20 protein-coding genes are annotated in these 24,874 nt (G+C 57.0%); 15 read left to right on the forward strand and 5 right to left on the reverse strand.

The genetic code is table 11. From position 1 onward, the window contains the following. Position 1: 1 nt before the first annotated feature. The 5 genes from BG910_RS05205 to topA all read left to right on the forward strand — a co-directional run bounded on the left by BG910_RS05205 (position 2) and on the right by topA (position 7,959). Positions 2 to 2,131, forward strand: coding sequence for a sensor histidine kinase (locus tag BG910_RS05205; RefSeq protein WP_089035927.1), 2,130 nt, complete (start codon positions 2 to 4; stop codon positions 2,129 to 2,131). Continuing rightward, positions 2,118 to 3,398, forward strand: coding sequence for a sigma-54-dependent transcriptional regulator (locus BG910_RS05210; protein WP_089035928.1), 1,281 nt, complete (start codon positions 2,118 to 2,120; stop codon positions 3,396 to 3,398). Before BG910_RS05205 ends, BG910_RS05210 begins: the two co-directional genes overlap by 14 nt. Before the next feature lie 481 nt (positions 3,399 to 3,879). Continuing rightward, the gene (gene dprA, locus BG910_RS05215; RefSeq protein WP_089037149.1) at positions 3,880 to 5,046 is read left to right on the forward strand and encodes a DNA-processing protein DprA; all 1,167 of its coding nucleotides are present in this window, start codon (positions 3,880 to 3,882) and stop codon (positions 5,044 to 5,046) included. 43 nt (positions 5,047 to 5,089) lie between these two features. After that, complete coding sequence (locus BG910_RS05220) at positions 5,090 to 5,545, forward strand: DUF494 family protein (RefSeq protein WP_089035929.1); 456 nt, start codon at positions 5,090 to 5,092, stop codon at positions 5,543 to 5,545. A gap of 89 nt (positions 5,546 to 5,634) precedes the next feature. Then, complete coding sequence (gene topA, locus BG910_RS05225; protein ID WP_089035930.1) at positions 5,635 to 7,959, forward strand: type I DNA topoisomerase; 2,325 nt, start codon at positions 5,635 to 5,637, stop codon at positions 7,957 to 7,959. A 56-nt stretch (positions 7,960 to 8,015) separates the two neighbouring features. On the opposite strand, the gene BG910_RS05230 is transcribed toward topA, so the two are convergent. Beyond that, positions 8,016 to 9,077, reverse strand: a complete 1,062-nt coding sequence (locus BG910_RS05230) for an NAD(P)-dependent alcohol dehydrogenase (RefSeq protein ID WP_089035931.1) — start codon at positions 9,075 to 9,077, stop codon at positions 8,016 to 8,018. 311 nt (positions 9,078 to 9,388) lie between these two features. Between BG910_RS05230 and frr the strand changes: the two genes are divergently transcribed. The 10 genes from frr (at position 9,389) to lpxA (ending at position 20,665) form a co-directional block, all read left to right on the forward strand. Continuing rightward, positions 9,389 to 9,946 carry a ribosome recycling factor gene (gene frr / locus BG910_RS05235; protein ID WP_089035932.1) on the forward strand — a complete coding sequence of 186 codons (558 nt, stop codon included), beginning with the start codon at positions 9,389 to 9,391 and terminating at the stop codon, positions 9,944 to 9,946. Positions 9,947 to 10,365: 419 nt separating this feature from the next. Then, positions 10,366 to 11,112 carry an isoprenyl transferase gene (locus BG910_RS05240; RefSeq protein ID WP_089037150.1) on the forward strand — a complete coding sequence of 249 codons (747 nt, stop codon included), beginning with the start codon at positions 10,366 to 10,368 and terminating at the stop codon, positions 11,110 to 11,112. Positions 11,113 to 11,116: 4 nt separating this feature from the next. After that, a complete protein-coding gene (locus BG910_RS05245) occupies positions 11,117 to 11,911 on the forward strand; it encodes a phosphatidate cytidylyltransferase (RefSeq protein ID WP_089035933.1) in 795 nt (264 codons plus the stop codon). A gap of 196 nt (positions 11,912 to 12,107) precedes the next feature. Beyond that, positions 12,108 to 13,289, forward strand: a complete 1,182-nt coding sequence (gene ispC, locus BG910_RS05250) for a 1-deoxy-D-xylulose-5-phosphate reductoisomerase (RefSeq protein ID WP_089035934.1) — start codon at positions 12,108 to 12,110, stop codon at positions 13,287 to 13,289. A 235-nt stretch (positions 13,290 to 13,524) separates the two neighbouring features. Beyond that, positions 13,525 to 14,865, forward strand: coding sequence for an RIP metalloprotease RseP (gene rseP, locus BG910_RS05255; protein WP_089035935.1), 1,341 nt, complete (start codon positions 13,525 to 13,527; stop codon positions 14,863 to 14,865). A 4-nt stretch (positions 14,866 to 14,869) separates the two neighbouring features. Beyond that, complete coding sequence (gene bamA, locus BG910_RS05260; protein WP_089035936.1) at positions 14,870 to 17,263, forward strand: outer membrane protein assembly factor BamA; 2,394 nt, start codon at positions 14,870 to 14,872, stop codon at positions 17,261 to 17,263. 138 nt (positions 17,264 to 17,401) lie between these two features. Beyond that, positions 17,402 to 17,890, forward strand: a complete 489-nt coding sequence (locus BG910_RS05265; RefSeq protein ID WP_089035937.1) for an OmpH family outer membrane protein — start codon at positions 17,402 to 17,404, stop codon at positions 17,888 to 17,890. 173 nt (positions 17,891 to 18,063) lie between these two features. After that, on the forward strand, positions 18,064 to 19,110 hold the full coding sequence (gene lpxD / locus BG910_RS05270) for a UDP-3-O-(3-hydroxymyristoyl)glucosamine N-acyltransferase (RefSeq protein ID WP_089035938.1): 1,047 nt from the start codon (positions 18,064 to 18,066) through the stop codon (positions 19,108 to 19,110). Positions 19,111 to 19,277: 167 nt separating this feature from the next. Further along, a complete protein-coding gene (gene fabZ / locus BG910_RS05275) occupies positions 19,278 to 19,733 on the forward strand; it encodes a 3-hydroxyacyl-ACP dehydratase FabZ (RefSeq protein ID WP_089035939.1) in 456 nt (151 codons plus the stop codon). Positions 19,734 to 19,876: 143 nt separating this feature from the next. Continuing rightward, the gene (lpxA, locus tag BG910_RS05280; protein WP_089035940.1) at positions 19,877 to 20,665 is read left to right on the forward strand and encodes an acyl-ACP--UDP-N-acetylglucosamine O-acyltransferase; all 789 of its coding nucleotides are present in this window, start codon (positions 19,877 to 19,879) and stop codon (positions 20,663 to 20,665) included. A gap of 238 nt (positions 20,666 to 20,903) precedes the next feature. On the opposite strand, the gene BG910_RS05285 is transcribed toward lpxA, so the two are convergent. From BG910_RS05285 to proB, 4 genes are all read right to left on the reverse strand, one after another. Then, a complete protein-coding gene (locus BG910_RS05285; RefSeq protein ID WP_089035941.1) occupies positions 20,904 to 21,485 on the reverse strand; it encodes a 4'-phosphopantetheinyl transferase family protein in 582 nt (193 codons plus the stop codon). Between the two features lies 1 nt (position 21,486). Continuing rightward, positions 21,487 to 22,752 carry an FAD-binding domain-containing protein gene (locus tag BG910_RS05290; protein ID WP_089035942.1) on the reverse strand — a complete coding sequence of 422 codons (1,266 nt, stop codon included), beginning with the start codon at positions 22,750 to 22,752 and terminating at the stop codon, positions 21,487 to 21,489. 517 nt (positions 22,753 to 23,269) lie between these two features. Beyond that, the gene (locus tag BG910_RS12200) at positions 23,270 to 23,512 is read right to left on the reverse strand and encodes a hypothetical protein (protein WP_157694033.1); all 243 of its coding nucleotides are present in this window, start codon (positions 23,510 to 23,512) and stop codon (positions 23,270 to 23,272) included. A gap of 170 nt (positions 23,513 to 23,682) precedes the next feature. Continuing rightward, entirely contained in the window at positions 23,683 to 24,807 is a 1,125-nt protein-coding gene (proB, locus tag BG910_RS05295) for a glutamate 5-kinase (RefSeq protein WP_089035943.1), read from the reverse strand. Positions 24,808 to 24,874 lie beyond the last annotated feature (67 nt).

The following is a 24,874-nucleotide window of genomic DNA, read 5'->3' on the forward strand; positions in this document are numbered from 1 at the left end:
CATGCGGCGTTTCCTTATTCTGGCAGCCGCAACGGCTGTCATTCTGCTTTACGGCCTGACCGTGGCGACCGACAGCAGCAGCCGTCTGGCCGATTATTTTTGGTGGATTATCGCGCTCTGCGCCGTTTTGCTGGCGATGCTGGCAACCGCTTTGGTGCGCTATGTGATGATGCTGATGCGCGATTCGCGCGGCGGGATTTTCGGTTCGCAGATTGCCAAACGGCTGTCGGGCATGTTTACGCTGGTGGCGCTGCTGCCCGGGCTGTTTCTGTTTGTAATTTCGGCGCAGTTTATTACCGGCACGATTAATTCCTGGTTCGGCAACGACACCTACGAAGCACTCGAGCGCAGCTTGAACTTGAGCAAATCCGCGCTGAATCTGGCGGTCGATACCGCCGTCAGCAACGCCATGCCGATTCAGATCGACCTGCTCGGCGCCTCTTCTCTCGATACCGACTTGGGCAAAGCGCTCGAAGCCGCACCCAATATCAATGAATTTTCTCAGCTTGCGGTTTACAATCTCTCTACGGGCAAGTTTGAAAAATCCATCAATCCGAAAAAACTCGACCAGCCTTCCCCCGACGCCCAAATCAAAGAATCTTTGCAGCAATCCGGCTCGGTGCGCAGCCTGGAAAACATCAATAATGTCCTGTATGCGCAGGGCTGGCTGTCGCTGGGTAACCAGAAAGATCAGGAATACGCGCTGTTTTTTCGCCAGCCGATTCCCGAAGAGGTTGCCCAAGACGCCACGCTGATTGAGTCTGCCCGCGCAAAATATGCGGAACTAAGTTACACCAAACAGGGTCTTCAAACTTTCTTCTTCGTCACTTTGCTGGTGGCAACGCTGCTGGCGGTTTTTCTGGCTTTGGTCACGGCGCTGTTTTTCGCCCGCCGCTTCGTCGAACCCGTGTTATCGCTGGCAGAAGGCGCGCGCGCCGTGGCGCAGGGCGACTTTTCGCGCAAACGCCCCGTGTTCCGCAACGACGAATTCGGCCGTCTGACCCAGCTGTTCAACCACATGACCGAGCAGCTCGCGCTGGCAAAAGAAGCCGACGAGCACAGCCGCCTCCAGCTTGAAGCCGCGCGCCACTACCTCGAATGCGTGTTGGTCAGCCTAAACGCCGGCGTGATTACATTGGATGCCAAAGGCCGTCTGATTACCTACAATAAAGCAGCCGAACGGATTTTGGGAATGGCGCTCGACACGCTTTCGGGCATTACCCTGCAGGAATGGTCCGCCCAATCGCCGCAACACGCCGTATTGACAGATGCGCTGACCGAAATTGTCGCCGCCGCCGCCAAAAACAAACCCGTCCAAATCGAATATGCCGCGCCTGACGACGCGCGGATTCTGCTCGGCAAAGCGACCGTTTTACCCGACGACAACGACAACGGCGTCGTGATGGTCATCGACGACGTTACCGCGCTGGTCAGAGCGCAGAAAGATGCCGCGTGGGGCGAAGTTGCCAAACGTCTGGCACACGAAATCCGCAACCCGCTGACACCGATCCAGCTCTCCGCCGAAAGATTGGCATGGAAATTGCATGATAAACTGGATGAACAACACGCCCAGATTCTGACGCGCTCCACCGATACCATCATCAAGCAGGTATCTGCGCTGAAAGAAATGGTCGGAGCATTCCGAAACTACGCCCGCGCCCCGTCGCTGAATCTGGTCAAACACGATTTGAACCGCTTTACCGAAGAAGTGCTGCTGCTCTATGAGGGCACCAAATGCAAATTCGACTTTAAGGGCGCACCCGAAGCCCTGTGGGTGTCGATAGACGAAACTGCCATGCGCCAAGTATTGCACAACCTGCTGAAAAACGCCGCCGAAGCCGCCGAGAGCGACGACACGCCGCGTGTGGAAGTGGCGGCGCAGAAAGCGGCGGAAGGACAGGTCGTCCTGACCGTCTGCAACAACGGCAAGAGTTTCAGCAAAGAAATGCTGCATAACGCTTTCGAGCCTTATGTAACCGACAAACCGACCGGCACCGGCTTAGGTCTGCCGGTAGTCAAAAAAATTATTGAGGAACACGGCGGCCGCATCAGCATCAGCAACCGAAGCGGCGGCGGCGCGTGTATTAAGATAACCTTACCCGGAATGGTAGAAACCGATGCGCAATACTGATATTTTGATTGTAGATGACGAAATGGGTATCCGCGACCTCCTCTCGGAAATCCTCCAAGACGAAGGCTACACGGTCGCTTTGGCCGAAAACGCCGAAGAAGCCCGCCGATTGCGCCACCAAGCGCGTCCCGCAATGGTTTTGCTGGACATCTGGATGCCCGACTGCGACGGCATCACCCTCTTAAAAGAATGGGCGAAAAACGGCCAGCTCAACATGCCCGTCGTTATGATGAGCGGACACGCCAGCATCGATACCGCCGTCGAAGCTACCCGCATCGGCGCACTCGACTTCCTCGAAAAACCGATTGCCCTGCAAAAACTCCTTGCCGCCGTCGACCGTGCCCTCAAACACGGCGAAATGCAGGCCGCATCCGGCCTTACCGTCGACAAACTCGGCAACAGCCCCGCGATACAGGATTTAAACCACAAACTCGACATCGCCTCCAAACAAAACGGCCCGATTCTGCTGACCGGCGAAGCCGGCTCCCCTTTCGAGCTGGTCGCACAATACCTGCGCAAGACCGGCACCCCATGGGTCGAGCCTGCCAAAATCGAACACATCGTCGATACTCCGCTCGAGCTGCTGCAAAAAGCCACCAACGGCGTTTTATACGTCGGCGACATTTCCCAATACAGCAAAAACATCCAAAAAGGCATCGCCTTCCTGCTGAGCAAAGCCGACCGTTATAGTGTGCGCATTATTGCCGCCAGCAGCAAAAGCGTCGAAAGCCTGACCGAAAACGCCGGTACCGACAACAAACTGCCCGCCCTACTCTCCCGTGTCGTTGTCAACATCCCCCCACTGCGCAGCCAACCCGACGACATCGGTTTTCTGGCCAACCGGCTTTCAACCGAACTGGCCGACAGCCAGAAAATCCCGCCCGTCACATTCAGCGCCGGCGCCCTGACCGTTTTACGCCAATACGACTGGCCGGGCAACTACGACCAACTGCGCAACACCGTTAAAAACCTGATGCTCGCCGTTGACGGCGAAGAAGTGCAGGAACAGGACGTCGCCTCCGAACTGGGACAAGGCGGCAACGCCTCCTCTTCCGAACTTATCGGCGGCTTCAACTTCAACATGCCGCTGCGCGAACTGCGCGAAGAGCTGGAACGCCGCTATTTCGAGTACCACATCGCCCAAGAGGGTTCCAATATGAGCCGCGTCGCCCAAAAAGTCGGCCTCGAGCGCACCCACCTCTACCGCAAACTCAAACAGCTCGGCATCGGCGTTACCCGCCGCCCCGCGGACCGCGGCTGCGACTGAGCCGGTTGGCGCACAAAGGCCGTCTGAAAAATCAAACGAACAGGGTTCGGAACATTTTTCAGACGGCCTTGATGTTGGTCGGGCGGATATGGGAAAACGACTGCGGATCCGGGCAAATATTTGCAGGGCGGGCAGTCTCTTGTAGGCTGGGCCTCAGCACAGCATGTCAGCTTGCCTTTGCTGGGCTGAAGCCCAGCCTACGCAATTTGCGGTTATTCCACTATGTTTGGCAGAAATACCCTGCCGAAACAAAACTTTCAGACGGCCTGAAATTTTTGTAAAAACCACAGATGCCGTTTAAAGGCCGTCTGAACTTTCCCGCAAACACGGTTTCAAAACAATTTTAAAACCGCGTAGAATCCAAACAATTTTAAAAACAAATATTTCGTTTGTAATTACTTTCAGACGGCATCAGAACGCAACAGGCTGTCTGAAAAACCGTTTTACTCACTCTATATAAAATTAAATGGAACAACGCATCATGGATACCAACGAACGTCTTGCGTGGCTGCAACTCGCGCTCACGCCCTATATCGGCGCGGAGCGTTTTTTGGTTTTGCTCAAACATTTCGGCAGCGCATCGGCCGCGTTGAACGCGCCGGCGGACACCATTGCCAAGCTGGCCGCCCACAATCAGGCCGCGACGGCTTGGCGCGACGGGGAAAAGCGCGCGCTGGCGCAAAAGGCGGCGGAAGCGGCGCTGCAATGGGAAACGCAGGCGGGATGCCGTCTGATGCTGTTGGACGACGACGATTTTCCGACGATGCTGACCGAGGGCATCACGCCGCCGCCTTTGCTGTTTTTGCGCGGCGATGTTGCGCTGCTGCACAAACCCGCCGTCGCCATCGTCGGCAGCCGCCATGCCACGCCGCAGGCGATGCGGATTGCCAAAGATTTCGGCAAGGCTTTGAGTGAAAAAGGGATTCCCGTGGTTTCGGGCATGGCGGCGGGCATCGACACCGCCGCACATCAGGGAGCGTTGCAGGCTTCGGGCGGCACGGTTACGGTTTGGGGAACGGGGATAGACCGCATCTATCCGCCGTCCAACAGGCAACTGGCTTACGAGATCGCCGAACGCGGCCTGATTGTCAGCGAGTTTCCGCTCGACACGCGCCCGCTGGCGGGCAATTTTCCGCGCCGCAACCGCCTGATTGCCGCGCTGTCGTGCGCCACACTGGTGGTGGAAGCGGCGGTGGAATCGGGTTCGCTGATTACCGCGAAGCTGGCGGCGGAAATGGGGCGCGAGGTGATGGCAGTGCCCGGTTCGATTGACAATCCGCACAGCAAAGGCTGCCACAAGCTGATTAAAGAGGGCGCAAAACTGACGGAATGTTTGGACGATATTGTCCAAGAATGTCCGCAGCTATTGCAAAACACGGCAAATCCATCATATTCTATAAATAAACGTCGGGAAAAGGTGCAAAACGAAACGCCGCCCCGCCCCGAAACGCCCGCGCCCGTTGCGATGCCGTCTGAAAATGTGGCGCACCCGCTGCTTGACGCGATGGGTTACGACCCCGTCCACCCCGATACGCTGGCGCAGCAGACGGGGCAGCCCGCCGCCGACGTTTACGCCGTGCTGATGGAATTAGAGCTTGACGGCATCGTCGCTTCGTTGCCGGGCGGGCGTTATCAGAGAATTTCGTGATGCCGCGCAACGGCATCCCCGTATTGATTTTTAAGGAACCTGCATGGCCGAAGTCATTGCTTTTTTAATCGAACACTTTCAGGATTTCGATACCTGCCCGCCGCCGGAAGACTTGGGCCCGCTGCTCGAAGACGCGGGTTTTGATGCGGCGGAAATCGGCAATACATTGATGATGATGGAAGTTTTGCTGACCAGCTCCGAATTTGCCGTCGATCCGACCGACAGCCGCGCGCTGCGCGTTTACACCGCCGACGAGGCCGAAACGCTGCCGCAGGAAGTGATGGGACTGCTGCACTATCTGACCGATGCCCGCGCGATTACTTACGAACAGCGCGAAATCGTCGTTCACGCGTTGATGCACATTCCCGCCGAGGAAATCACGCTGGACACGGCAAAAGTCTTGACCCTGCTGATTTTGTGGGCACACAAAAGCGAATTGCCCGTCTTAATCGGCGACGAACTGATGGCCGCGCTGACCGGCAAAGCCACCATGCACTAACCTTTTATACCGTATTTTTCAGACGGCCTGAAATGTTGAAAGGCCGTCTGAAAACATAAGTTTGAAACACGATAGAGAAGAGAACAACGATGGCGAAAAACCTGTTGATTGTCGAATCCCCCTCCAAAGCCAAGACTCTGAAAAAATATCTCGGCAGCGAATTTGAAATCCTCGCTTCCTACGGTCACGTCCGCGACCTCGTTCCGAAAAACGGCGCGGTCGATCCCGACAACGACTTTGCCATGAAATACCAGCTGGTCTCGCGCAACAGCAAACACGTCGATGCCATCGTCACCGCCGCCAAAGAAGCGGAAAACCTCTATCTTGCAACCGACCCGGACAGGGAAGGCGAAGCCATTTCATGGCACTTGCAGGAAATCCTCAAATCCAAACGCGGCCTGAAAAACCTCAAGCCGCAGCGCGTCGTGTTTCACGAAATCACCAAAAACGCCGTCCTCGACGCCATCGCCCACCCGCGCGAGCTGGAAATCAATCTGGTCGATGCCCAGCAAGCGCGCCGTGCGCTTGATTATCTGGTCGGTTTCAACCTCTCGCCGCTGTTGTGGAAAAAAATCCGCCGCGGCCTCTCCGCCGGCCGCGTGCAAAGCCCCGCCCTGCGCCTGATTTGCGAGCGCGAAAACGAAATCCGCTCCTTCGAAGCGCAGGAATATTGGACGGTGCATCTCGACAGCCACAAAGGCCGCAGCAAATTTACCGCCAAGCTGGTGCAGTTTGACGGCGAAAAACTCGAGCAGTTTTCCCTGCCGTCTGAAAAATCCCAAGCCGACGTTTTAAACGCGCTTTCCGGCAAAGAAGCCGCCGTATCCGCCGTTGAAAAGAAAAAACGCAGCCGCAACCCCGCCGCGCCGTTCACCACCTCCACCATGCAGCAGGACGCCGTGCGCAAACTCGGCATGACCACCGACCGCACCATGCGCACCGCCCAGCAGCTCTACGAGGGCATCGACGTCGGCCAGGGCGCCATCGGCCTGATTACCTATATGCGTACCGACAGCGTCACTCTCTCCGAAGAAGCGCTGACCGAAATCCGCCACTACATCGAAAACAAAATCGGCAAAGATTATCTGCCGTCTGCGGCCAAACAGTACAAAACCAAATCCAAAAACGCGCAGGAAGCGCACGAAGCCATCCGCCCGACTTCCGTGTACCACACGCCCGAGAGCGTCAAGCCGTTTCTGACCGCCGACCAGTTCAAACTCTACCAAATGATTTGGCAGCGCACCGTCGCCTGCCAGATGGCGCCCGCCAAATTCGACCAAACCACCGTTGACATTACCGTCGGCAAAGGCGTTTTCCGCGTTACCGGCCAAGTACAGACCTTTGCCGGCTTCCTGAGCGTTTACGAAGAAAGCAGCGACGACGAAGAGGGCGAAAACAACAAAAAACTGCCCGAAATGGCAGAAGGCGACGCTCTGCCCGTCGGCAACATCTACGGCGAGCAGCACTTTACCACCCCGCCTCCGCGCTTCAATGAAGCCACGCTGGTCAAAGCCTTGGAAGAATTCGGCATCGGCCGCCCCTCCACCTACGCCAGCATCATCTCCACGCTCAAAGACCGCGAATACGTTACCGTTGACCAAAAACGCTTCATGCCCACCGACACCGGCGAAATCGTCAACAAATTCCTGACCGAACACTTCGCCCAATACGTCGACTACCACTTCACCGCCAAGCTCGAAGACCAGCTCGACGAAATCGCCAACGGCAAACGCCAATGGGTGCCCGTGATGAGCCAGTTTTGGAAAGGCTTCAGCAAAAAGGTCGAAGAAAAAGAAGGCATCGAACGCGCCAAATTCACTACCGAAGAGCTGGACGAAACCTGCCCCAAATGCGGCAACCACAAGCTGCAAATCAAATTCGGGCGCAACGGCCGCTTCATCGCCTGCGCCGGCTACCCCGAGTGCAGCTACACCCGCAACGCCAACGAAAGCGCCGAAGAAGCCGCCGAACGCGTTGCCAAAGAAGCCGAAGAACAAGCCGAACTCGAAGGCCGCCAATGCCCCAAATGCGGCGGACAGCTCGTGTATAAATACAGCCGCACCGGCAGCAAATTCATCGGCTGCGCCAACTACCCCAAATGCAAACACATCGAGCCGCTGGAAAAACCCAAAGACACCGGCGTCGAATGCCCGCAATGCAAAAAAGGCAATCTGGTCGAGCGCAAATCCCGTTATGGCAAACTCTTTTACAGTTGCAGCACCTACCCCGACTGTAACTACGCCACCTGGAATCCGCCCGTCGCCGAAGAATGCCCGAAATGCCATTGGCCGGTCTTGACCATCAAAACCACCAAACGCTGGGGCGTCGAAAAAGTCTGCCCGCAGAAAGAATGCGGCTGGAAAGAACAAATCGAACCACCCGCCCCGAAAGGCTCCGCCTCCGCGGAAGAGTAGTTTGGGAAACAAAACGGCCGTCTGAAATTTTCAGACGGCCGTTCTTCTTTACGGCATCAGCCTTTCAAGCTCGCCAAATCAATCACGAAACGGTATTTCACATCGCTTTTCAGCATCCGCTCATACGCTTCGTTGATGGTTTGCATATCAATCATTTCCACGTCGGGCACGATATTGTGTTTACCGCAGAAGTCCAGCATTTCCTGCGTTTCGGGAATGCCGCCGATAACCGAACCGGCGATGCTGCGGCGGCCCATAATCAGCGGAACGGTGCTGACCGTATTGCCGATGTCGCCGACGAGACCGACCAACACCAGCGTGCCGTCGAGCGCGAGGGTGGGGACGTAGGGCTTGAGGTCGTGGTCGTAGGGAACAGTGTCGATAATCAGGTCAAACTGGTTGCCCGCGGCCTGCATCTGCGCTTCGTCGGTGGACAAAATCACGCGGTCGGCGCCTAAGCGGTGCGCGTCGGCCTCTTTGCCCGGGCTGCGGGTAAACAGGGAAACTTCCGCGCCCATTGCTTTGGCGAGTTTGATGGCCATGTGTCCCAAACCGCCCAAGCCGACAACGGCGACTTTGCTGCCTGCTTTCACGCCCCAGTGGCGCAGCGGCGAGTAGGTGGTGATGCCGGCGCAAAGCAGGGGCGCAACGGCTTTGGTGTCGAGGTTTTCGGGAACGCGCAAGACAAAATCTTCACACACGACGACCGCGGTGCTGTAACCGCCCTGCGTCACGCTGCCGTCGCGGCGGTCTCGGGAGGAATAAGTGCCGGTCATGCCGTTTTCGCAATACTGTTCCAAACCGTGTTGGCACGGGCTGCATTCGCGGCAGGAATCGACCATGCAGCCGACGCCGACGAGGTCGCCGACTTTGTGTTTGGTCACGTTTTTACCGACGTTGCGCACGCGGCCGATGATTTCGTGGCCGGGCACGACGGGGTAAATCGAAAACGCCTCGCCCCAGTCGGCGCGGGCGGTGTGCAGGTCGGAATGGCAGACGCCGCAATAAAGGATGTCGATTTCAACATCATCTTCGCGCAAATCGCGGCGGCTGAAATCATACGGCGCGAGCGGCGAAGTGGGGGATTGTGCGGCATAGGCTTTAACGGGAATTGGCATGGTGAAACTCCTTCTCTGATGATTGGCCGTCTGAAAACAAACGGCACCGGCTGTAAAGACTTTATCTTACGCTCCGCAAACAACGCCGTCAAAATGTGTCCGAGCGTATTTTATTCCATCAGTTTTTATTTTAAAAACAAGGCCGTCTGAAACCCTTACCTTGTCGGAAACCGCTATTAACGGTACTATTCGACAATTATCCTGACCGTTTGAAATTCGGCTGCCGAGCGTAGCCGAAGCACTTGCACTAAGCGCAGTCGAAGTGTTTCAGACGGCCTTTGAATCCGAAAACCCAAACGACTGGAAACCCCATGATCAACGATATTCAAAAAACCGCCGAAAGCAAAATGCAGCGCTCGCTGGAAGTGTTGAAAGAAAACCTCGCCAAAGTGCGCACCGGCCGCGCCCACACCGGCCTGCTCGACCAAGTGGAAGTCGAATACTACGGCAGCCCCGTGCCCGTCAGCCAAGTCGCCAACGTCACCCTGCTCGACGCGCGCACCATCGGCGTGAAAGTCTATGAAAGCAATATGTCCGCCGCCGTGGAAAAAGCCATCCGCGATTCCAACCTCGGCCTGAACCCTGCCGCCATGGGCGACGTGATCCGCGTGCCGATGCCGATGCTGACCGAAGAGCGCCGCAAAGATTTGATCAAAGTCGTGCGCGGCGAAGCCGAAGACGGCCGCGTTTCCATCCGCAACGTCCGCCGCGATGCCAACGACCACATCAAAAAACTGTTGAAAGACAAAGAAGTCTCCGAAGACGATGCACGCCGCGGCGAAGAAGCGGTTCAGAAACTGACCGACAAATACATCGCCGAAGCCGACAAAATTCTGGCGGCTAAAGAAGAAGATTTGATGGCGATTTAAACGGCGGGCTGAGGCTGTTGTGCAATCAAGAAGGCCGTCTGAAAATTTTGCGGACGCCATTACCGCACAGGTTTCGGCCGTTCTCAGGGCAATGCGGCAACATCGCCGAAGCCCGAACAGCCCTCTCCTACTCCCTTCCTGCGGGAGAGGAAACGGATTGGTGAAACGGCAAATTTTTCAGGCGGCATTTAAGCGCTTGCAGGCCGTCCGAAACGGTTAATCCTTCAAGCGCCGTCATTCCCGCACAGGCGGAAATCCACAGTCGATTTTCTGATACTGTGTTAAAACAACGCATTGCCTGTTTTTAACCGTGGATTCCCACCTGCGCGGGAATGACATCCGTGAAAATTTCAGACGGCCATTTTGATTTTTGCAACGGTCTCAAGCCGTCTGAAAACCCCTTCTTCCACGAGGCAGACATGAACAGCAGTACGCAAAACATCCCCGCGCACACCCAAATCCCGCGCCACATCGCCGTCATCATGGACGGCAACGGCCGTTGGGCGAAAAAGCGCTTCCTGCCCCGCGTGATGGGGCACAAGCACGGTTTGGACGCGTTGGAAAACATGGTCGGCAACTGCGCCTCAAAAGGCGTGGAATACCTGACCGTGTTCGCCTTTTCCACCGAAAACTGGCGCCGTCCCGAAGACGAAGTTTCCTTTCTGATGGGGCTGTTTTTACAAGCCCTGCAAAAGAAAGTCGAGCAGCTTCACAAAAACAACATCCGCCTGAAAGTCATCGGCAGCCGCGAGCGGTTTAACGCCGACATTATCAAAGGCATCGAAGCCGCCGAAGCGCTCACCGCCGCCAACACCGGCCTGACCCTCAGCATCGCCGCCGACTACGGCGGCCGTTGGGACATCCTTCAAGCCGTCAACAAACTCATCGCCGAGGGCGAAACCGAAATCACCGAAGCAGCCATCGCCCGCCACCTGATGCTGGGCGACGCACCCGAGCCCGACCTGTTTATCCGCACCGGCGGCGAAACCCGCATCAGCAATTTCCTGCTCTGGCAAAGCGCCTACGCCGAACTTTATTTCACCGACACGTTGTGGCCGGATTTCAACGGGCAGTCCCTCAACGACGCCGTTGCCTCGTTCCAAAAACGCGAACGCCGCTTCGGCCGCACTTCCGAACAACTTCCCGCCGACCAGCAGCGGAGCTGACGCCATGCTCAAGCAACGAATCCTGACCGCCCTGTGGCTTCTGCCCTTAATGCTGGGCATGCTGTTTTACGCGCCAAACGGGCTGTGGGCGGCGTTTGCCGGCCTGATCGCCCTCTTGGCGCTGTGGGAATATTCCCGCATGGCGGGTTTGGACGCCCGCCGCACCAACCACTACCTCGCCGCCAGCCTGATTTTCGGCATCATCGCCTACGCAGGCGGCTGGACGCTGCCGAACTTGGTTTGGTACGCCGTTTTGGCGTTCTGGCTGATTGTCATGCCGATGTGGCTCGTGAAAAAATGGACGCTCAAAGGCAGCTGGCAGGCTTATACCGTCGGCTGGCTCTTGATGATGCCGTTTTGGTTCGCCCTCGTCTCCCTGCGCCCCGCACCCGAATCCGCCGTCTCCCTGCTCGCCGTCATGGGCTTGGTGTGGGTCGCCGACATTTCCGCCTACTTCAGCGGCAAAGCCTTCGGCAAACACAAACTCGCCCCCGCCATCAGCCCGGGAAAAAGCTGGGAAGGCGCAATCGGCGGCGCATTGTGCGTGGCCGTTTACCTAATCATCGTCCGTCAGGCCGGCTGGCTGGCGTTTGACACCGGCTGGCCCAACACCCTCCTCATCGGCCTCGTTCTGACCGTCGTCAGCGTCTGCGGCGACCTGCTCGAAAGCTGGCTCAAACGCGCCGCCGGCATCAAAGACAGCAGCAAACTGCTCCCCGGCCACGGCGGCGTATTCGACCGCGTCGATTCGCTGATCGCCGTCTTGAGTGTGTATGCGGCGGTGCTGGCACTGGCATAGGCCGTCTGAATATTCTGCCAAACCGAAATAGGATGCGCCTCGGTGCATCGTCACACAACAGGGAAACAAATGCGCAGTCATTGTAGGCTGGGCTTCAGCCCAGTAAAACCATGCTACTGCCGTCAACCATCACAACACCCCAATCGAAACCAAAGGCCGTCTGAAAAAACCTTTCAGACGGCCTGCCCCAAATACCATGACCAGACAAACCCTCACTATCCTCGGCAGTACCGGCAGCATCGGCGTGTCCACGCTCGATGTCGTCGCCCGCCATCCCGACACCTTCCAAATCTTCGCGCTGGCCGGACACCGCCAAACTGAGAAGCTGGCGGCGCAATGCGTGCAGTTCCAGCCCCAGTTTGCCGTGGTTGCCGATGCGGAATGCGCAGCGGATTTAGCAGGCCGTCTGAAAGCCGCGGGCTGCGCCACCGAAGTGCTTCACGGTACGCAGGCCCTGATTGACGTGGCTTCGGCGGCGGAGGTAACGGGTGTGATGTGCGCCATCGTCGGCGCCGCCGGCCTGCCCTCTGCGCTGGCCGCCGCCAAAGCGGGCAAAACCATTTATTTGGCCAACAAAGAAACGCTGGTCGTCGCCGGCGCGCTGTTTATGCAGACCGCCAAAGCCAACGGCGCCACCGTGTTGCCCATCGACAGCGAACACAACGCCATTTTCCAAGTATTGCCGCGCGACTACACAGGCCGTCTGAACGAGCACGGCATCGCCTCCATCATCCTCACCGCTTCGGGCGGGCCGTTTCTCCACACCGATTTGGCCGCGTTCGACAGCATTACCCCCGCCCAAGCGGTGAAACACCCGAATTGGAGCATGGGGCGGAAAATCTCCGTCGATTCCGCCAGCATGATGAACAAAGGGTTGGAATTAATCGAAGCGCATTGGCTGTTCAACTGTCCGCCCGACAAGCTCGAAGTCGTCATCCACCCCCAATCCGTGATTCACAGTATGGTGCGCTACCGCGACGGTTCCGTGCTCGCCCAAATGGGCAACCCCGATATGCGCACCCCCATCGCCTACTGCCTCGGTCTGCCCGAGCGCATCGAATCCGGCGTCGGCGCATTGGATTTCGGCAGCCTCGCCGCGTTGACCTTTACCGTGCCCGACTTCAACCGTTTCCCCTGCCTGAAACTCGCCTACGACGCCATGCACGCCGGCGGCAGCGCCCCGTGCGTCCTCAACGCCGCCAACGAAGAAGCCGTCACCGCCTTTTTAGACAAACGGATTAAGTTTACCGACATTCCCCGCGTCGTCACCCATTGTTTGGAACAGGATTTTTCAGACTGCCTCAGCGATACCGACAGCCTCTTGGCGCAAGACAAAGAAAGCCGCGCTTGGGCGCAGGCGTTTATGGCGGGGTTGTGAGGCCGTCTGAAAACCGCCACCACACACGGTTTTTCAGACGGCCTAACCTGTCCACCCCGCCGTCCTCAATACAAATAAAGTGAAAAAAATCAATCAGCAGCCGTTTCTCAATTTATAATCCCTTTATCACTTTCAGACGGCCTCAAATCAAACCAATGCCGTCTGCCGACACATTTACGGACAAGACCGCCTTTTCATCACAGGCCGTCTGAAAAACACACTCAGGAGTTTTACCTTGCAAACCTTTATTGCCTTTATCGTTGCCATTCTGATTCTGGTGAGCCTGCACGAATTCGGCCACTACATCGTCGCGCGCTGGTGCGGTGTGAAAGTGCTGCGATTTTCCGTCGGCTTCGGCAAGCCGTTTTTCACGAAAAAACGCGGCGATACGGAATGGTGTTTCTCGCCGATACCGCTGGGCGGTTATGTGAAAATGGTCGATACCCGCGAAGGGAACGTGTCGAAAGCCGACCTGCCCTACGCGTTCGACAAACAGCATCCGGCCAAGCGCATTGCCATCGTAGCGGCGGGCCCACTGACCAATCTTGTGCTGGCGGTTTTGCTCTATGGCCTGAGTTTTTCCTTCGGCGTCACCGAAATCAAACCGTTCGTCGGTACGGTTGAGCCGTCCAGCATTGCGGCGAAGGCGGGTTTCCAAAGCGGTGATAAAATCCTTTCGGTCAACGGCGAAGCGGTCAAAGACTGGCCGGCTGCGCAAACCGAAATGGTTTTGGCGCTGGAAGCGGGCAAGGTGAACGTCGCTGTTCAGACGGCCTCAGGCGAGGCTGCGGTCAGGATTATCGACGCGGCGGGAACGCCTGAAGCAGGTAAAATTGCGCAAAACAAAGGCAACATCGGCCTTGTGCCTTTTAAAATCACCAACCGCCTCGAGCTGGTCGAAAAAGGCAGCCCCGCCAAAGCCGCAGGTTTGAAAGCGGGCGACACGCTGCTGGCCGCCAACGGCAAGGCTTTAAAAGACTGGATGGAATGGGCAAACCTGTTCCGCAAGAGCCCCGGCCAGAAAATCGACATTGTTTACGAACGCGGCGGCAAAACCTTTACCGCCGGCCTGCGCCCCGATACCAAAGAGCTTTCAGACGGCACGTTAATCGGACGTGCCGGTTTGGCGCCCCAAACCGACGAGGCTTGGGACAAACAAATCCGCCGCGAATACACGCCCTCTGTTCCCGAAGCCTTTAAAATGGGTTGGGACAAAACCGTCGGCTATTCGACCATGACGCTGAAGTTTTTCGGCAAGCTGGTAACGGGGCAGGCATCGCTGAGCCACGTTTCCGGCCCGTTGACGATTGCCGACATCGCCGGAAAATCGGCGGAACACGGCGTTCAGAGTTATTTGGAATTTTTGGCATTGGTCAGCATCAGTTTGGGCGTTCTCAACCTGCTGCCGATACCCGTTTTAGACGGCGGTCATTTAGTGTACTATACCGCCGAATGGATACGCGGAAAGCCTTTGAGCGAGCGCATTCAGGCCGTCGGCCTGCGCTTCGGCCTCGCAGCCATGCTGATGCTGATGCTGGTGGCTTTCTTTAATGATATTAACTGTTTGTTTGGATAAGAGCATGAAACTAAAACAGATTTCTTCCGCATTGATGGTACTCGGCCTCTCACCGCTGGCATTGGCCGACTTCATCATCCAAGACATCCGCGTCGAAGGTTTGCAACGCACCGAACCGAGCACCGTATTCAGCTACCTGCCCGTCAAAGTCGGCGACACGTTCACCGATGCGCGCAGCGAAGAAATCATCAAAAAACTCTACGCTACCGGTTTCTTCGACGACGTGCGCGTCGAAACCATGGGCAACCAGGTTTTGCTTACCGTCATCGAGCGCCCCACCATCGGCAGTCTCAACATTACCGGCGCCAAAACGCTGCAAGCCGATGCCATCAAGAAAAACTTCGCCAACTTCGGCCTGGCGCAATCGCAATATTTCAACCCTGCCACGCTGAACCAAGCCATTGCCGGCCTTCAGCAGGAATACCAAAGCCGCGGCCGCCAATCGGTCAAAATCACCCCGACCTTAACCAAACTCACGCGTAACCGCGTCGATGTCAACATTGCCATCGAAGAAGGCAAAGCCACCAAAATTACCGACATCGAATTCGAAGGCAACACCCATTATTCCGACCGCAAACTGCGTCATCAAATGTCACTGAGCGAAAAAGGCGCGATGACTTGGCTGACCCGCAGCGACCGCTTCAACGAAGAAAAATTTACCAAAGACATGGAGCGGATCAACGAGTTTTACCAAAACAACGGCTACCTCAATTTCCGTATTCTGAATACCGACATCCAAAGCAATCCGGACAAAACCAAGCAGACCATCAAGGTTACCGTTGACGAAGGCCAACGCTTCCGTTGGGGCAAAATCCGCATCGAAGGCGACACCCGCGAAGTGCCGAAAGAAGAGCTGTACCAATCGCTGAAAAAAATCAAAGAAGGCCGCTGGTACGAACGCCAACAGCTTGCCGCCGCCCTTGAAACCATGCAGAACCGTATGGGTACGGCGGGTTACGCGTTCAGCGAAATCAGCGTCCAACCCATGCCCAATCCGCAAACCGGCGCCGTGGATTTCGTCCTCAACGTCGAACCCGGCCGCAAAGTTTATGTAAACGAAATCAACATCACGGGCAACAACAAAACCCGTGACGAAGTCGTGCGCCGCGAGCTGCGCCAAATGGAAGCCGCGCCCTACGACACTTCCAAGCTGCAACGCTCCAAAGAGCGTGTCGAACTGTTGGGCTACTTCGATAACGTCCAATTCGACGCCAAACCCGTGGAAGGTACGCCCGACCAAGTCGATTTGGATATGAAAGTCACCGAGCGCTCCACCGGCTCGCTCGACATGAGCGCGGGTTGGGTACAGGATACCGGTATCGTCGTTTCCGCAGGCGTCTCCCAAGACAATCTGTTCGGCACAGGCAAATCCGCATCCGCACGACTTTCCCGCAGTAAAACCACCCTCAACGGCTCGCTGTCGTTTACCGCTCCCTACTTCACGCCCGACGGCGTAAGTCTCGGTTACGACGTGTACGGCAAATCCTACGACCCGCGCAAATCCTCTTCCGATTCCAAGCAGTATAAAACCACCACGGTCGGCGGCGGCCTGCGCATGGGCATCCCGATTACCGAATACGACCGCATCAACTTAGGTTTGGCCGGCGAACACCTGACCGTCAACACCTACAACGGCGCGCCGAAACGCTACCGCGAATTCATGCAGGAGCATACCGGTAACGAAATCGGCAAATTCAAAGGCTGGCTGTACAAAGGCACCATCGGCTGGGGTCGTAACAAAACCGACAACGCCCTGTGGCCGACGCGCGGCTACCAGACCAACATCAACGGCGAAATCGCCCTGCCCGGCAGTGATCTGAAATATTACAGTGCCACCCACAACCAAACCTGGTTCTTCCCCTTAAGTAAAAACTTCACCCTGATGCTGGGCGGCGAAGTCGGCTATGCCAACGGCTACGGCGGCAAAACCATGCCGTTCTTCGAAAACTTCTACGGCGGCGGTTTGGGCTCCGTACGCGGTTTTGAAAGCGGCACTTTGGGCCCGAAAGTTTATGACGAATACGGCGACAAAGTCAGCTACGGCGGCAACAAAAAAGCCAACCTGTCCACCGAACTCTTATTCCCGATGCCCGGCATCAAAGACTCGCGCACCGTGCGCCTGAGCCTGTTTGCCGACGCGGGCAGCGTATGGGACGGCAAAACCTACAACGACAGCAGCAGCGACGCATACTACAACGGCGGCCAAACGCAAAACGTTTACGGGTTGGGCAAAACCCACAAATCCACCTTTAAAAACGAACTGCGCTATTCTGCCGGTGCGGCCGTTACCTGGCTCTCGCCGCTGGGTCCGATGAAGTTCAGCTACGCATACCCGATTAAGAAAAAAGAAGGCGACGAAATCCAACGCTTCCAATTCCAATTGGGCACCACGTTCTAAGCACAAGGCCGTCTGAAATTCGAAAAGGTTTTGGCGTTTACTGTCGGATAATTTACAATCCTGCCGATTGGATACCTACACACATTTTCAGACGGCCTCACGCTTTACCAAGCAACACAAAGGGCATAAAGGACAAAAATGAACTATACCCGCATACTCGCCGCCGCATTAGCGCTGGGCTTAACCGCACAAGCCCATGCCGAGCAGAAAATCGGCTTCGTCAACACCGAACGCGTGTATCTTGAATCCAAGCAGGCGCAGGGCATCCAAGCCAAGCTTGAAAAAGAGTTCGGCAAACGTCAAAAAGCGCTGGAAACCCTGAAAAAAGAAGGCAAAAGCCTGGAAAGCAGACTTGCCGACACCCGATTGAAAGAAAAAGACCGGGAAAAAACAGCCAAACGCATGAGCGAACTGATTCAAAGCTTCCGCCGTGCCCAAGCCGCCTACGCCGAAGACTACAACCTGCGCCGCAACGAAGAATTTGCCGCCCTCCAGCAAAACGCCAACCGCGTGATTCTCGAATTGGCCAAACGCGAAGGTTACGACGTTATTCTGCAAGACGTTATCTACATCAACCGTCAGTACGACATTACCGACAGCGTGATTAAAGCCCTAAACGCCAAATAATTTTTTCAGACGGCCTGAACACTTTTCAACAAGGGTTCAGGCCGTCTGAAAAACAGCCGTCTGAAACTTTCGCGAACATCATTCCCGCGCAGGCACATACGCTGTTATTTGGAATAAATTTCCCAAATGCCGTCTGAAAATCCCGTTCAAACCCACCTCCACAGCAAACCATCATGACCCAAGCCTACACCCTTTCCCAAATTACCGCCGAACTCGGCGGCGAATGGCGCGGCGAAGACATCGCCGTAACCGCCGTCCGCCCGCTCGACCAAGCCCAAGCCGGACACATCGGCTTTCTCGCCAATCCCAAATACAAAACCGAAGTCGCCGCCAGCAGCGCCGGCGCCGTGATTGTCTCGGCCAAAGCCGCCGACGAATTTAGCGGCCGCAACCTCATCATCGTGCCCGACCCGTATCTCTATTTCGCCAAAGTCGCGCGCCTGTTTTCCCCGATTGAAAAAGCCCGCGCCGGCATCCACCCGACTGCCGTCGTCGAGTCCACCGCCAAAGTCCCCGCCAGCTGCGAAATCGGCGCACATGCCTACATCGGCGCCAACACCGTACTCGGCGAAAACTGCCGCATCCTCGCCGGCGCCGTCGTCGAACACGACTGCACGCTGGGCGACGAAACCGTCATCCACCCCAACGCCGTCATCTACTACGGCTGCACCCTCGGCAAACGCGTCGAAATCCACAGCGGCGCCGTCATCGGCGCAGACGGCTTCGGGCTGGCCTTTACCGGCAGCTCGTGGTTTAAAATCCCGCAAACCGGCGGCGTGACCCTCGGCGACGACGTCGAAATCGGCTCAAACACCAACATCGACCGCGGCGCCATGAGCGACACCCTCGTCGGACCAGGCACCAAAATCGACAACCAAGTCCAAATCGGCCACAACTGCAAAATCGGCGCCCATACCGTTATCGCCGCCAAGACCGGCATTTCAGGCAGCGTAACCGTCGGCAGCTACTGCATCATCGGCGGCGGCGTCGGCACCGTCGGCCACATCGAAATCGCCGACAAAACCAACATCGGCGGCGGCACCTGCATCACCCACAGCATCAAAGAAAGCGGCCAGCACATCGCCAGCCTCTACCCGATGCAGACCCACAAAGAATGGGCGCGCAACGCTGTCTACATCCGCCATCTGAGCGAAATGAACAAACGCATCAAAGCCTTGGAAACACAGCTCGGCGGCGCTTCAGACGGCCAAGACGAATAACGCAGGAAACATCGGCAAAACCCGCCGCAAAGCCGCAGGCTGGGCTCTAGCCCGGCATCTTTCTGAAATGCAGCCTGACCCGCAGACATCAGAATACCGCCCCCTTCCCTTTTCAGACGGCCTCCCCCATACCGTCTGAAAACCCACTTTTAAAAGGACGAAAAACAATGGAATTCAAACTTCCCATCGAAGCCAAAGACATCGAAAAACTCATCCCCCACCGCTACCCGTTTTTGCAGCTCGACCGCATCATCGCCTTTGAAAGCATGAAAACCCTGAGCGCCATCAAAAACGTCAGCGCCAACGAACCCCAGTTCCAAGGCCACTTCCCCTGCCTGCCCACCATGCCCGGCGTCCTCATCGTCGAAGGCATGGCGCAAGCCTGCGGCGCACTCGCCATCATCAGCAACGGCGGCCGCGAAGAAAACGAATTCTTCTTCTTCGCCGGCATCGACGACGCCCGCTTCAAACGCCAAGTCCTTCCCGGCGACCGGCTCATTTACGAAGTCGAACTGCTCACCTTCAAACGCGGCATCGGCAAATTCCAAGCCTACGCCAAAGTGGACGGCCAAATCGCCGCCGAAGCCGTGATTATGTGCGCCAAACGCATCGTTGCCGACTAAACAGACAAGCCGTCTGAAAATCCCGTTTTTCAAAACCGCATTTTCAGACGGCACCAACCCAGTGCCCGCCTCATCGCGAGCCAAACGCCACCCCCCGATTTTTCAGACGGCCGCACACACAAAATGCCCGAAAGGAGCAGCACATGATTCATCCCAGCGCAAAAATCCACCCCACCGCCATCATTGAAGACGGCGCCAAAATCGGCGAAAACGTCGAAATCGGCCCCTTCTGCCTCATCGGCGAAAATGTCGAAATCGGTAAAAACACTGTACTCAATTCCCACATCGTCGTCAAAGGCATTACCAAAATCGGCGAAGACAACCGCATTTTCCAATTCGCCAGCATCGGCGAAGACAACCAAGATTTGAAATACAAAGGCGAACCCACCGAAACCGTCATCGGCAACCGCAACCTCATCCGCGAACACGTTACCGTCCACCGCGGCACCGTCCAAGGAGGCGGCATCACCCGCGTCGGCGACGACAACCTGCTGATGATCAACGCCCACGTCGCCCACGACTGCCAAATCCGCAACCGCTGCATCCTCGCCAACAACGCCACCCTCGCCGGCCACGTCGAACTCGACGATTTCGTCATCGTCGGCGGCATGTCGGCCATCCACCAATTCGTCGTCGTCGGCGCCCACGCCATGCTCGGCGGTTGTTCCGCCGTCGCCCAAGACGTCCCGCCCTACGTCATCGCACAAGGCAACCACGCCGGCCCCTACGGCGTCAACATCGAAGGTCTGAAACGGCGCGGATTTGAAAAAAACACCATCCACGCCGTGCGCAATGCCTACAAACTCCTCTACCGCAGCGGCCTGCCGCTCGAAGAAGCCCAAGCCCAAATCGAAACCGCAGCAAAAGACGAACCCGCGCTTTCGCTGTTTGCCGACTTTTTCAAACGTTCCACCCGCGGCATCATCCGCTAACCCCCCACGCAAAAGGCCGTCTGAAATTTTCAGACGGCCTTTTTAAAACTCCGAAGCAGTGGTCGTCATAATCAAATTCCTAATCAAACCGAAACAATGTAGGTCGGATACTTGTATCCGACAAGCTGATGCGGCATGAAATGCCGGATTCAAAAATCCGACCGACGCTTTAAATCAGATTTTTGATTTTTAGGAATTTCACTATACCCAGCCACCCCGCAAAGAAAACGGTTGAAACCTACCCCCTGATTTTCAGACAGCCTTCCCCCTGCCACACGCAGGTCAACACAAAATCCTCTGCCAATACGCGCGTTTCCGCGTGCCAATCTCCGCTGCCCGCCGGCGTGCGGATGCCTGCGGATTTTCCTCCCGCAAACATCCGCCCGACTTTGCCCATACCGGCGGGGAAATCCAAGCCGCAGGCCTTGACCAAAGCCTCTTTGAGCGTCCAAAGTGCGTAAAAATCCTCCGCAAGCCAGCCGCGCGCCGCCAGCCACAACCGTTCTTCGGGCGATGCCGTCCACGCCGCAAGCGCCTGAAAATCGCGGTTTCGGCAGTTTTCCATATCCACGCCCGCCGCACCGTTTCCCGACGAAGCCAATACGGCCGCATACCCCTTGCTGTGCGACAGAGATTTAATTTCCAGCCCGTCGCTTCGGGCGCGGTGTTTCAAAACACGGCTGACCTGCCAGTCCTCCCGCACCGATAAGCCGGGAGAACGCGCGACGCGGGCGGCATCGGCGGCATCCAACATCGCGGCATGATAATGCACTGCCAGCCCGCAGCCGCCGACATAGCAGACCAGATCTTCCTTTTCCATTTTATCCCCGCCAATCTGCCGCAGGCGGCGGATAGCCGTTTGTTTCAATTTCCCCCGCCGCCAGCCACGGCGCGTGGATCAGGTTTTTCGGCAGGTGGGCGAGCTCGGGAACGTAACGGCGGATAAATGTGCCGTCGGGATCTAGACGTTGGGATTGGGCGATGGGATTCGCGGGTTTTGCCGACGCGGCGGCCTGCCAGTTGCCCGCGTTGGCGGCCTCGTCGTAATCGGCGAGCTGCGCGGCAAACCAATCCGCGCCGTTTTGCGCGTTCTGACCGAGCGTGCGGCACAGAAATTCCGCCGCTGCGCAACGTAGCGCGGGGTGAAGGAAACCGCTGCGGCGCAGGCTGCGCATGGCGGCGTCGATAAGCGGATAGCCCGTCTGACCCTGCTGCCAGCACTGCAAAATTCCTTCGTCCGAACGGGCGGTGTACGGCGGCAGATTGCGGTGGTGGAACGCAAGATGCTGGTAGAAATCGCGCCGGATCAGGCCGTTCAGCCACTCTTTCGCACCGCGTGCCCAAGCAAGCTGCGCCAGCGCACGCGCGGAAATGCAGCCTGCCGACAAATACGCGCCGAGCTGAGACGTGCCTTTTTGGGCGGGAAAATCTTTTAAAAGCGGGTAAAAATCGAGTTTTTCCGAAAATTCCGCCCATTGCCGCCAAGCTGCCGCTTCGCCGCCTTTCTGCATCAATTCATGCGGAACGCCCACTTCCCGCGCATCGGGCAGCGGCGGCAGGCCACAGGCCGTCTGAACGGGGATTTCCGCGTTTTCAGACGGTCTTTCCGCTTTTTCAAACGCTGCCAGCCAAGCCTTGCGGTAAGGCGCGAAATCGGTAAACGGCAGGCCGTGTTCGCCCATCAAATCGGCTTTGGCAAACAGCGCACGGTCGTTGACGCGCTCAAACGGCACGCCCTGCGCATCCAAAATCCGCCAAACGCGGTTGTCCGCCGCCGTTTCCGCCGGCGCGTAAGCCTCATCGGCAATCACCGCGCGGGCATTCAGGCGTGCCGCCAGCGCAGGAAGTTCCTCTTCCGCACGCCCCTGCAAAATATAAAGCGGGATATTCCGTTCGACCAGATTGCGGTAAAGCTCCGCCGCCGATTCATACAAAAACCGCGCCTGCCGGGGGTTTGAAATTTCAGACGGCCTCTCTGACACCACAGCCCCTGCCAACGGCAAACCGCGAGCAACGGCAGTTTGCAGGGCGAGATTGTCGGCAAGGCGCAGATTGCGGCGGAACCAAACGAGCGTCGTATTTTGCATGGGGAGGCCGTCTGAAAAGATGGGAATGAAAGGATTTTAGCAGAAGACAGCGGTTTCAGACGGCATGGGGTTCGGGAAAATTCTGCGGGGTGGCGGTGGGCCGTTCCAAACGGTATAACCGTACGCCGCGCTGTTTGGAAATAACTGCTGATGCCGTCTGAAAAAATGAGGGGACGTTTGCGCGGATTTGTACGATTACGCCGCTTTGGGGCGGCTAATCGTACCTACATGGCTGCGACTTTGCAAAACCGTTCAAAGGCCGTCTGAAACGCCAAATCCGTCATTCCCACATTTACGGATTTGATTTAATTTTTGCAAAGGTCGTCGACCGTTTTGTTGGGTTGAAACCCAACCTGTGCTTGATGAAACATCAAACTGCGCAGGCTGGGCTTTAGCCCAGCAATGCAACCCAAAGAGCAGGCTTGTGCGAAGGTCACGGTTACGGGGGCAGCAGCCGTATTCGCAAAATAATGCGTTACAAGCCTTCGGGCAGTGGTTGCAGGTATTCGCCTTTGATTTACAGGCATTTTTTTGCTTCTTTTTCTGGGTTTTCAGATGTATAAAGGCTGATGCTTTGCGGACAGCCCACGTAGGTACGATTAGCTTTACCCGAGCAAAGCGTAATCGTACGAATAATGATGCCGTCTGAAACGCCAAATCTTTCAACCGACGTCGTTCCCGCGCAGGCGGGAATGACGTCCGAGAAAGTTCTTGCGTTGAGTGGAATCGAAGCGTCAGACAGCCATTCTGATTTTTGCAATGGTCTCAATCCTACCCACCGGGCTAAAGCCCAGCCTACGTTTATTGCTTACGTTGACAGCTGATTTCTTTAACCATCCGGCGGTTTTCCGAACTGCCCTGAAAGGCCTCGTCTGAAAATTTCCTTTCACTCAATGCGGGAGATTTTTCAGACGGCCTTTTGTCGGGCGTTTATCTGTGCAGCGCCATGTTGTCGCGGTGGATGAGTTCGGCTTCGGCGGTGTAGCCGAGTTTGGCGGCGATGTGGTCGGTGTCGGTTTGGAGGATTTTGGCGGTTTCGCTGCTGCTGTAATTGGCGAGGCCGCGGGCGATTTCTTTGCCTTCGGGGTTGAGGACGGAGATGAGTTCGCCGCGGTGGAAGTGGCCGTCGGCGCGGATGCAGCCGACGGGGAGGAGGCTGGCATGGTTTTGGGTGAGGGCGCGTTCGGCGCCGTGGTCTACGGTAACGCTGCCGCTGATTTGGATGTGGCCGAGCAGCCATTGTTTGCGGGCGCTGATACGGTTGTGGCTGCTGGTGAAGAGGGTGCCGATGCTTTGGCCTTGTTTGAGGCGGACGAGGATGTCGGGCTCTTTGCCGCTGGCGACGATGGTGGCGGCACCGCTGAGGGCGGCGCGTTTGGCGGCGGTGACTTTGGTGTACATGCCGCCTGTGCCGACGCTGCTGCCGGCGCCGCCGGCGATGGTTTCGAGGTCGGGATAGTCGGCGGGGATGCAGGGGATGAGGCGGGCGGCAGGGTTTTTACGGGGGTCGCTGTCATATAGGCCTTGTTGGTCGGTGAGGATGATGAGGGCGTCGGCTTCGACGAGGTTGGTGATGAGGGCGCCGAGGGTGTCGTTGTCGCCGAGTTTGATTTCGTCGGTGGTGACGGTGTCGTTTTCGTTGATGATGGGGACGATGCCTTTTTCGAGCAGGGTTTTGAGGGTGCTGCGGGCGTTGAGGTAGCGGGTGCGGTTGCTGAGGTCGTCGTGGGTGAGGAGGATTTGGGCGGTGTGGATTTTGTGGGGGGCGAAGGCCTTTTGGTAAGCTTGGGCGATGCTCATTTGGCCGACGGCGGCGGCGGCTTGGAGTTCGTTGATGGCGGTGGGGCGTTTGGGCCAGCCGAGTTGTTTGATGCCTTCGGCGATGGCGCCGCTGGAGACGAAGACGACTTGGGTGCCGCTTTGGATGAGGCGGGCGATTTGGGTTGCCCAGTTGTCGAGGGCGGGTTGGTCGATGCCGCGGCCGCCGTCGGTGACGAGGCTGGAACCGACTTTGACGACAATGAGTTGGGCTTGGGTGAGGTTTTGGATGGTCATGATGGGGCTTTCATGGAGTTGTTTTTTTCAGACGGCCTGTGGTGGTGGGGGGGGGACCGTCTGAAAA

This window comes from Neisseria chenwenguii (assembly GCF_002216145.1).
In the GTDB taxonomy this organism is placed as follows: Bacteria; Pseudomonadota; Gammaproteobacteria; order Burkholderiales; family Neisseriaceae; genus Neisseria; species Neisseria chenwenguii.